General features: G+C 68.4%; 9 protein-coding genes. All 9 read left to right on the top strand.

Annotation, left to right across the window (positions count from 1 at the left end):
• Window positions 1-169: 169 nt before the first annotated feature.
• Window positions 170-646, top strand: coding sequence for a hypothetical protein (locus ACFU99_RS24205; RefSeq protein WP_384395271.1), 477 nt, complete (start codon window positions 170-172; stop codon window positions 644-646).
• 867 nt (window positions 647-1513) lie between these two features.
• A complete protein-coding gene (locus tag ACFU99_RS24210) occupies window positions 1514-2005 on the top strand; it encodes a DUF4097 family beta strand repeat-containing protein (RefSeq protein WP_384395272.1) in 492 nt (163 codons plus the stop codon).
• A gap of 248 nt (window positions 2006-2253) precedes the next feature.
• Window positions 2254-2721, top strand: coding sequence for a hypothetical protein (locus ACFU99_RS24215; RefSeq protein ID WP_384395274.1), 468 nt, complete (start codon window positions 2254-2256; stop codon window positions 2719-2721).
• A gap of 757 nt (window positions 2722-3478) precedes the next feature.
• A complete protein-coding gene (locus ACFU99_RS24220) occupies window positions 3479-3697 on the top strand; it encodes an HNH endonuclease (protein WP_384395276.1) in 219 nt (72 codons plus the stop codon).
• 77 nt (window positions 3698-3774) lie between these two features.
• Window positions 3775-4104, top strand: a complete 330-nt coding sequence (locus ACFU99_RS24225; protein ID WP_384395278.1) for a hypothetical protein — start codon at window positions 3775-3777, stop codon at window positions 4102-4104.
• 2 nt (window positions 4105-4106) lie between these two features.
• Window positions 4107-4691, top strand: a complete 585-nt coding sequence (locus ACFU99_RS24230; protein WP_384395280.1) for a hypothetical protein — start codon at window positions 4107-4109, stop codon at window positions 4689-4691.
• 671 nt (window positions 4692-5362) lie between these two features.
• The gene (locus tag ACFU99_RS24235) at window positions 5363-5638 is read left to right on the top strand and encodes a WhiB family transcriptional regulator (RefSeq protein WP_384395281.1); all 276 of its coding nucleotides are present in this window, start codon (window positions 5363-5365) and stop codon (window positions 5636-5638) included.
• A 525-nt stretch (window positions 5639-6163) separates the two neighbouring features.
• Complete coding sequence (locus tag ACFU99_RS24240) at window positions 6164-7087, top strand: hypothetical protein (protein ID WP_384395283.1); 924 nt, start codon at window positions 6164-6166, stop codon at window positions 7085-7087.
• A 389-nt stretch (window positions 7088-7476) separates the two neighbouring features.
• The gene (locus ACFU99_RS24245; protein ID WP_384395285.1) at window positions 7477-8004 is read left to right on the top strand and encodes a hypothetical protein; all 528 of its coding nucleotides are present in this window, start codon (window positions 7477-7479) and stop codon (window positions 8002-8004) included.
• Window positions 8005-8185 lie beyond the last annotated feature (181 nt).

Below are 8185 nucleotides of genomic sequence, written 5' to 3' on the forward strand. Positions count from 1 at the left end.
GCCGGAAGGGAGTGAGCGGCAGCCCAAGCCGGGCGACTGGCACTTCCCGGGCCGCCGAGACCGACGCGCACAGCGAGATCGCGCTCACGGATCGCGTACGGCTCGCGTGCTGTACGCGGCGAAGCCGTGTCTGCACGGCCGCCCGGCCGACCATCCCAGGAGGAACCCCATGTCCCAGGACCCCGACCACAACTCCCACTACCTGGTCCGTACGGATATCAGCCTGATCTTCTTCGACACCCTCACGCCCACCCTGGAGATCGCCTCCGTCGACCACGACCACCACCGCATCGAGCACCGCAGCGGCCCCGAGCACCGCAGAGTCGAGGAGAGCCTGCCGCGCCTGTTCACCCAGTTCGACACCGAGTTCAACCTCCCCGACGACCACGACGGCCGCGGCGATTACCAGATCACCACCTACGTCTGGCTCGACATCTTCCACGCCGGCACCGACATCGCATACCTCGCCTTCCAGGACTTCGACAACGAAGGCAGCGACGACAACGTCACCGTTGAGATCATCCACGGTGCACCGGCCGACGAGAGCGAGGTGATGCACCGGGCCCAGGCCGGCTTCTACGACCTGATGGTCAAACACGACACGGACCTCATCAGCGCCGGGTTCTTCGGCCGCCCCGCCCCCTGAAGGTCTCGAAGGAGACCTGACCAGTGCGACACGAAGTCGCTCCGCCCCAAGCGGACTGCCCACGAGAGGAAGAACAGGCCGAATCCCGCCGGGCGGGCCCTCCTCCTTACCTCGTCGGTCCGGTTCGAGAACCGCCAGGGCGCCCGGCGTCAGCCCGCGACACCGGACGAGCTCGCCCAGGTCCCGCAGGGCGGACCAGCGCGGCAGCGCGCCTGGGAATCTCTCCCGCACCCCGGGACGCGTATCAGACCCCACGCCTTCTCGGGCGCTGACCTGCACAGACTGCCCGAGGGGGAAGCAGCGACGGGAGTGCCGAACAGGCCACTGCGGCTGTGGTCGCGGCACTAACCCCTCATCGCGCCACGGTCCTGTCGGCCCACCGAACAAGAGCCACAGCCCGGCCCGTGCAAGCCGGGCCCCGAAGCGCATGCCGGCCGAAACACCGGCGCGCCCTACCTGCCAAGGAGAGCTCCAGATGACCAACTTCGAGACCGTCAAGCACGGCGCTCAGCTGTCCCCGGATCAGAGCGAGGCCACGCCCGCAGACCGCCTCCTGCTCGCCGAGGCGGCCAAGAACGGAACCGCGCTGCTCGTCACCTTCACTGGTGACGAGCAGCAGTCCGGCCCCGTTCTGGCCACCGTCACCGCCCAGGAGGCCAGCCTGTGGACCAGTGTCGACGACTCCCTGTCCGTGCCGACGGTCCGTGTGTACTGCGCTGATCCCAGCAGTCCGTACGCCCAGGCCGCCCGCGACACCCGCATTCAGTACTCGGGTACCCAGCTCACCGTCACGGTGCCTCACATCACGGCAGCGGCACCTACACCTCCGGACCGGGCAGCACCTACACATTCACCTCCGCCGGCGACATGCACCTCAGCTCCTCCGGTGTCGCCGTCACCTCGTCCAGCGGCGGCACCATCGTCAACGGCCACCGCAGCATCGAGATCGAACTCCTGCTGCCGAACGGATCCGGACTGCACAGCAAGACCGGCTTGGGGAGCATCCACGCCGTCGGCCACTTGGCCGTCACGAAGATTGACGCCGGCGCCGGGACGGTCGACCTGGCGAGCGTGGGCCGCGCAGAGATCGACGCCGCCTCAGGGGCCGTGCGGATCGGCACCGTGACCCAGTGGGCCGACATCAACGCCGCGTCCGGACCGGTCAAGGTCACCTGTCATGCCGGACGCCGGGTCCGTGTGCGTGCCGCCTCCGGGTCCATCACCTTCACGATCGCAGCCGAGGCCAGCGGCACCGTCGACATCCACTCGGCCACCGGATCGATCACTCTGCACGGCTCCCACCGGCCGGACATGACCATCAACGCCACGACCCTCTGCGGGAGTGTCCGCCGCCCCTGACCTCCTTGCGTCACGCCCTCCACCGACAGCAGCCCTTCTCTCCGGGCCCGCGCACACCTCGCCGCCGGACCTCGCCCCACTAGGTCCGGTACCTGCCACGGTGCGCACCGAGCCGCCAAGGTGCCTGCCGCGCCGGGAAGCGGACCACCGCACGTCCTCCCCACGCCCGGGCGGCTCTACTCACGGAACCTGACCGGCCGCACCGGCCATGAACAGCCCCGTGCCACACCCAGGAAGGACGATCCGCCATGACACAGATGAAGCCAGTCAGCAGACAAGTTCCGTTCGGCGACCACTTCGACTACCCCGCCGACCTGCCGCCGACCCCCTACGAGCAGGACCGGCGTGATCTGCTCGCCCGCTACACCCACTTCGCCCGAGAACGCGGGCACGAGATCACCAGCTACTTGATCCAGCCTGCCGGTTCACAGGAACAGCTAGTGGTCGAACTCTTCGACGCCACCACGTCCCAACTCGTCGTCACCTGCGCCACCCTGCAGCGCGACAACGGGGGATCGGGAGTGTGGTACGCAATCGGCACCCTCACGGACCGGGCGCGATTCCTCCCCCCGCACGTCCACAACGTGCTCGTCCTTCCCGCCGAGCCGAACAGCGACCTCGATGACCTGCTCGCGCTCCGCTCGATCACGCCCATGTGGCCCGTCGACGGCAACATCACCTTCACCCACCGCCACCAGCAGACCCGCATCAACTAACCACTCTTCTACTCGAACAGTGAGCCGCGCGCTGACCACCAGACCCCATGCGCGGGGCCTGCTCCCTGCCGCACCGGCCGAAAACAGGCCCGGCGCATGCCCGCGTCACCAGTCCTCGCGCAGCTAGCCATGATCGAGACACCTTCGTCCTGCCGGACGCTCCCCGTATGACACTCCTCTGTGCCAAGGAAGAAAGCACCCGGTACCCGACACCGTCCCTTGGCCGCTGACGCTCCTGTACGAGATAACCCGCGCGGAACGCAAAATCCTCCGCCGCTATCCCAAGATCTGCCCGCAAGTCCCCCTCCGCGGCGCATGAACAGACCCGCCGCGACTTCCCGGAACTGCGCCGACTCGACCCGGGCGGCTGAACAGGCAACCGAGCCTCCCCCCCCGGGGGCATCCCGCCGAGGAACCCGCGGCCGGGCGCCCCGGCGCCATTCGCCGGCCTTCCCTGACAGCCGCCTGCGCAAGCCCGACCGGAAACTCCCGGCCACACCCGATCCGCAACACCCACGGCTGTGTCGCACCCGGCGAACCGGGTTGCGCACCCTGCTCCGGCGCCGGCCACCGTCACATCGGCCACGAAATCCGGGCCAACTGCACCATTGACCGGGACGTGATGGTCAAGGGGAACGAGTTCCCCTGATGATCCACAGCCGGCCGGCTACTGGGCCGTCCGCCGACGCGGCAGCCTGCCATCTCTTGTCGACAAGAAGACGATCACACTCGACGCACGTCAAAAGGGATCTGTCCGTTGTGTAAACAACTGCTGATCCCAGGCGCCGAATATGGACCGGACAGTCCCAGGGAATGGGCCGCCTGGTTTTCGGCGTCGAGGAAGCCGCTGCACAAGCATTACTTCATCCGCCGGCGAAACGGGGGATCGGATGAGCGAAGGAATCTTCGCTTCATGCACGCTGAATGTCACCGTCAGCACCACACCGGCGGCCACGAAAGGGCCAAGAAGACATGACCATTCATAGCAGCCCAAGGGGACCGCTTGAGCCGGATGCGGGGACAACTCGCACGCTTCACTCCGAGGGGGCCGGGGTGCGGCGACGCCTTCCGGCTACCCGACTGCCCCGCTACACCCTCGTCGAGCACGAGAACCTGGCTGGATTCGTCATCGCCGTCGCCATCACCCCGAAGCTGGAGATCAGGGTCAAACAGCATATGGGCGTGATCTTCGACGACTACGCCAAGGCCGACACCGCCGCGGACAAGATCAACGACTGGGCCTGCGTCCACGACGAAGGCGTCGAGCCCCTGTATCCGAACCGCGTCGCGCACCTGACCGGTTTCTCCTCGAAGTGCCGGGTCGACGGATGCCGTCTCTACATTCCGACCACCGCCCCCGACACCGCGATCAAGGAGATCTGACCGTGCAGGAGCCGGAGTTCAACCCGCCATACGGCGGAGCCATCAGCCACGTCACCGATCCCGCCGAGCATCACGGCTACTTGCACATGGTCGCCTGGGCCGTAGAGATCGGGTCCCATGCCCCGTACATCAAGCACCGGTGTGCGGAGGCGAAGGCCGCGGGCGCCCCGCTGGACACCCTGTACGAGCGTTCGGGCCCCGGCGGGGTCGGCACCGGAGAATGGGTGCGGTTCAGCGACAGAGGCGCCACCGGCCACGACGCGGCCCGCGGGTTCGTACGCATCGAGGAGTACGTGCGGGAACTGGTGCGCTACCAGCAAGCCGTTGCCCAGTACCGCAAGTGGCTCAGGACGGCGCCGCCGCTCAAGACGTTCACGGTCACGTTCACGGCTCCGATCACCACGACCGTCCGCGCCCTGGACGAGGAGGACGCGCGCCGGATTGCGATGGCCGGCTGGGCGCAGGGCCCGGACGGCACCGCAGGGGCCCGCCTGACCGGACCGCCCGGATCGTGGGCCGCGAAGTTCAACGGCACCCCGAGCGTCAAAGAGGTCCGGCGGCGAACGCGATCGAACGGCGCACGCTGATCCGCAAGGACCTGAATGCGCTGGCCGACACGCGGTGGGGAGACACCCTGAGCGCTGAACCGATCCCGCCGGTGCCAGGCGAGCCCGTGCGCCTGAATCCACAGGCGCCGGACCCAATAGGCGCGATCCGCACCTGATCGTGATCACCCGCCGGTTTCCGTCGCCCACCGGGTCCGGCGCAACCTCGACCCCACGCAGCGCGGCGACGGCGTCCCACGCACCTGGCCGTCGAGACCGGCACGCTGCGCGCTGACACCCACCGCGTCGTGCGGAAGACAGGCATCGCCGGGAAGCCGGCACACACCGTACAACCCATCAGCTCGTCCTCTCCGAGCTCATCGGCGATGCAGCCCGGGCCCTCGGCGACGGCGTTCCGCTCATCACCGAGCTCGCCGTCGGCGTCACCGGCCCCGAGCCCACCGCCCTGCCCCAGGCCGACCCGATATACGAACTGGGGCAGGGCGGACGCCGAGTCCGGCCGCAGTCTGATGATGCTCGGCCAGCTGTGCAAGTCCGCCGACACCGACGTCGGCATGCGTGTCCGCTGCTTCGTCGCCTGCTGACGGCCGCTCCCCGGCCAGGGCAGAGGCGGCAGGCCAACCGCGACCAGCGATCGAGACCACCCTCCCCGTTGCACACCACACACCTGCGTACGAAAGAGAGAACCGTCTATGTCCACGGAATGGCTCCTCCTCGCGGCATGCCGCGAGGAGGAACCCGAACTCTTCTTCCCCATTGGCAACACCACCCCTGCCTTACTGCAGACCGAGGAAGCCAAAGATGTCTGCCGCCGCTGCCCGGTCATGGAGCAATGCCGACGGTGGGCGCTGGAGACAGCCGAAGAATACGGTATCTGGGGAGGCCTTAGCGAGAACGAGCGCAGTGCCGCGCGGCGGCGTGCCGCCCGCCGCAGCAGACGCAACTCCGGCCGGCACACCCCGGCCTGACCGCGCTCGCCGCCTCCCGCCGCACCGAAGAGCCGCGACGGCGTGGCCGGAGTTGCGGATGCTGCGGGCCGCCCGCGGCCATCAGGCCCTGGACGCCGAGACCGGCCCGCCGGTCAAGCAGACGGCCCCCTCGCTGCTGGAGCTGATCGGCACCGGCCCCGAGACTGCCTCCTCGAACCCATGCGGTCCAAGAAGGACATCGTGCACCTCGCTGGTGTCGCACGGATCCCGGCCCCGGCCACACCCACCGCCACCACCTCAACCGCGGCAGTGGCCGGGCCGCGAACAACGCGCTGCACATCATCGTGCTGGTCCGGACGTGCTCCGACGAACGCACCCGGGCCTGCGCCGGACGCCGCGCCGAGGGCGGGCTGCCCGAGAAAGACACCATGCGCTGCCGCAAGCGATCCGCCGCCCGCGAAGTCCACCACGCTCTGACCAGCACACCGGCCGTACATATCACTCAAATCGACCTCGTTCCCGCTGCTTGACAGCTCCAGGAGCGTCCCGAGAACGGAAAATACGATGAGTGCCAAGCTGTACGACGGGCTGCGGCTGACCGCGCACGCGCCCGACCTCTTCCAACTCACCCGCGTGATCTCCACGCGCATGCGCGCAGTCTTCCGCGAACTGGCTGTGCCCGTCATCGCCAGGAACGTCGCCCGCGTCGTCGATGACGCCGAGGTACGCGAACGTGACATGTGCGGCTCCTTGCACAATTACCTCGTCCACCGGGCCCGGAAACTCTGGCTCGACGAACAGGCCGGACTTGATGGCCGTGTGCCGTTCCACGACCCGCTGCGCTTCAGCATCGTCTTCGGTCAGATCGACGACAAGTACGGCACGCGCCGGCTGGCGTACCCCCTCGCCGGGAACCGCGCGTACACCGACGTGCTCATGACTCTCGAAGCCGACGGCCGGCCCCTCTTCGTCGACTACCACTACCAGAACCAGGCCGACCGACCGGATGAGATCCATGCCAGGGAGTGGAAGCGCCGGCGCGATGACTGGAGCCGTCTGCTCGACGCCGACGACCGCGAGACCGACGGCACCTTGGGGCATCTGCCCGGCTGGCAGCTCCCGGACAGCATTGAGGGTGTCTTCGACACAGTGCTGCGCGGATACAAGGACACCATCGATCTGAACATGCACTGTGACGTCGAAGACCGCATACGCCGGGCGCTCAACCGTGCGGTGCTCCTCCACCTGGGCCTCGACGAGGTCAGCGGCATCAGCAGAGTGCTGATCCGCAACAGGCGTATCGAGCGTGCGACCGAGTTCTACCTGAATACGGCCGACGGAGCAGCGATGCGCCGCCCTGAACCGTTGCCGGATGCCCGAGACCTCGGCATCGCCGTCAGCGAGCTGCCGCCGGTCTACGAGCCTCCGGCTGGAGCCGTTGCCCGGATCAGCGGGCTGTACCACGCGCAGGTGCTGGTCGGTGACTGATCTGGATCGACGCAGTCGATCCGGAAGCAGATCTGCAGGAGCATCGCCATTCCGCCTCGCCCACGGGCGCGATGGCTGCATCGGCCCTGCGGCAGGTCAAGGTCGAGACCGAGCGCCTCGCCAACCGCTGTGCGGCCGACGCCGGAATGCACGGCGCGAACCATCCCGAAATTGGCGCTGCCCGGGGGCATGACCTGCCAGGGCGCCTGCAAGTGCCGGTCCCACCTGGGCAGCACCGAGGCCGTGAACCCGCGCTGAGGGCGAATCGCCACTGCCGCGGACCGCGAGGCCCGGACTGCGCCCAAGGACCTCCCGTACGGCACGAGCGAAGAGACCGCCGCCGGCGCCTTCCTCGCCGCCCACACCACCACGATGGACGGAAACACCACATGATGCCCGTGATCGGCCGGCTGCTCGGCTACGCCGCCACTCTTCTCGCCCTCGTCATCCTCCGCCGCGGCTATGTCCAGGACCGCCGTCGCGAACGGCTGCGCGGCATCAGGCCCGGCCGCCTCGTCGAGGAACCGAGGCCGGGGGGCGAGGCTCACCTGTTCGACCAAGAGAATTGCCCAGTGATCGGGAGCCGACGCATGAACACCGAGAGCATTACAGCCGCCGCCGCGTTCACCCTGGCGCTCGCCAAGCTGGCCGAGGAATACCCGACCGACCCTGAGGACACCCCCCTCGTAACCGTCACGGTCACCAACCCGGCGACCGGCGAGCAGCACCAGGTCTCCACCCAGCCCGGACAGCTCGACTGGGTGACTGCCCTGGTGCGCGACGAGCTGGACACCGTCCGCAACGCCCACTGTGACGGGTCCGGCTACTGCGGGCACTGCCGGGGCAACGGCCTCGCGCATGGAACCGGCGGCGCCGCCCTGGCCGAACTGCCCGCCGATGACGGGAGCCGTCCGTGACATCCGCCATCGGCGAGCTGTACCGCGCGCAGGTGCTGGTCGGTGACTGATCTGGATCGACGCAGTCGATCCGGAAGCAGATCTGCAGGAGCTCGGCCGTCCCCTCGACCGGGGAACGGCCGTGGTGCCACGGCCAGGTGCATCCGGCCGTGGCCCCTCCCAATTCACCCCACACCCACTA

It is taken from the genome of Streptomyces sp. NPDC057654 (genome assembly GCF_042800135.1).
In the GTDB taxonomy this organism is placed as follows: domain Bacteria; phylum Actinomycetota; class Actinomycetes; order Streptomycetales; family Streptomycetaceae; genus Streptomyces.

Coding starts and splice junctions, on each gene's coding strand:
- ACFU99_RS24245 (WP_384395285.1), top strand. CDS start 7,477: ATGATGCCCGTGATCGGCCGGCTGCTCGGCTACGCCGCCACTCTTCTC.
- ACFU99_RS24235 (WP_384395281.1), top strand. CDS start 5,363: ATGTCCACGGAATGGCTCCTCCTCGCGGCATGCCGCGAGGAGGAACCC.
- ACFU99_RS24215 (WP_384395274.1), top strand. CDS start 2,254: ATGACACAGATGAAGCCAGTCAGCAGACAAGTTCCGTTCGGCGACCAC.
- ACFU99_RS24240 (WP_384395283.1), top strand. CDS start 6,164: ATGAGTGCCAAGCTGTACGACGGGCTGCGGCTGACCGCGCACGCGCCC.
- ACFU99_RS24205 (WP_384395271.1), top strand. CDS start 170: ATGTCCCAGGACCCCGACCACAACTCCCACTACCTGGTCCGTACGGAT.
- ACFU99_RS24210 (WP_384395272.1), top strand. CDS start 1,514: ATGCACCTCAGCTCCTCCGGTGTCGCCGTCACCTCGTCCAGCGGCGGC.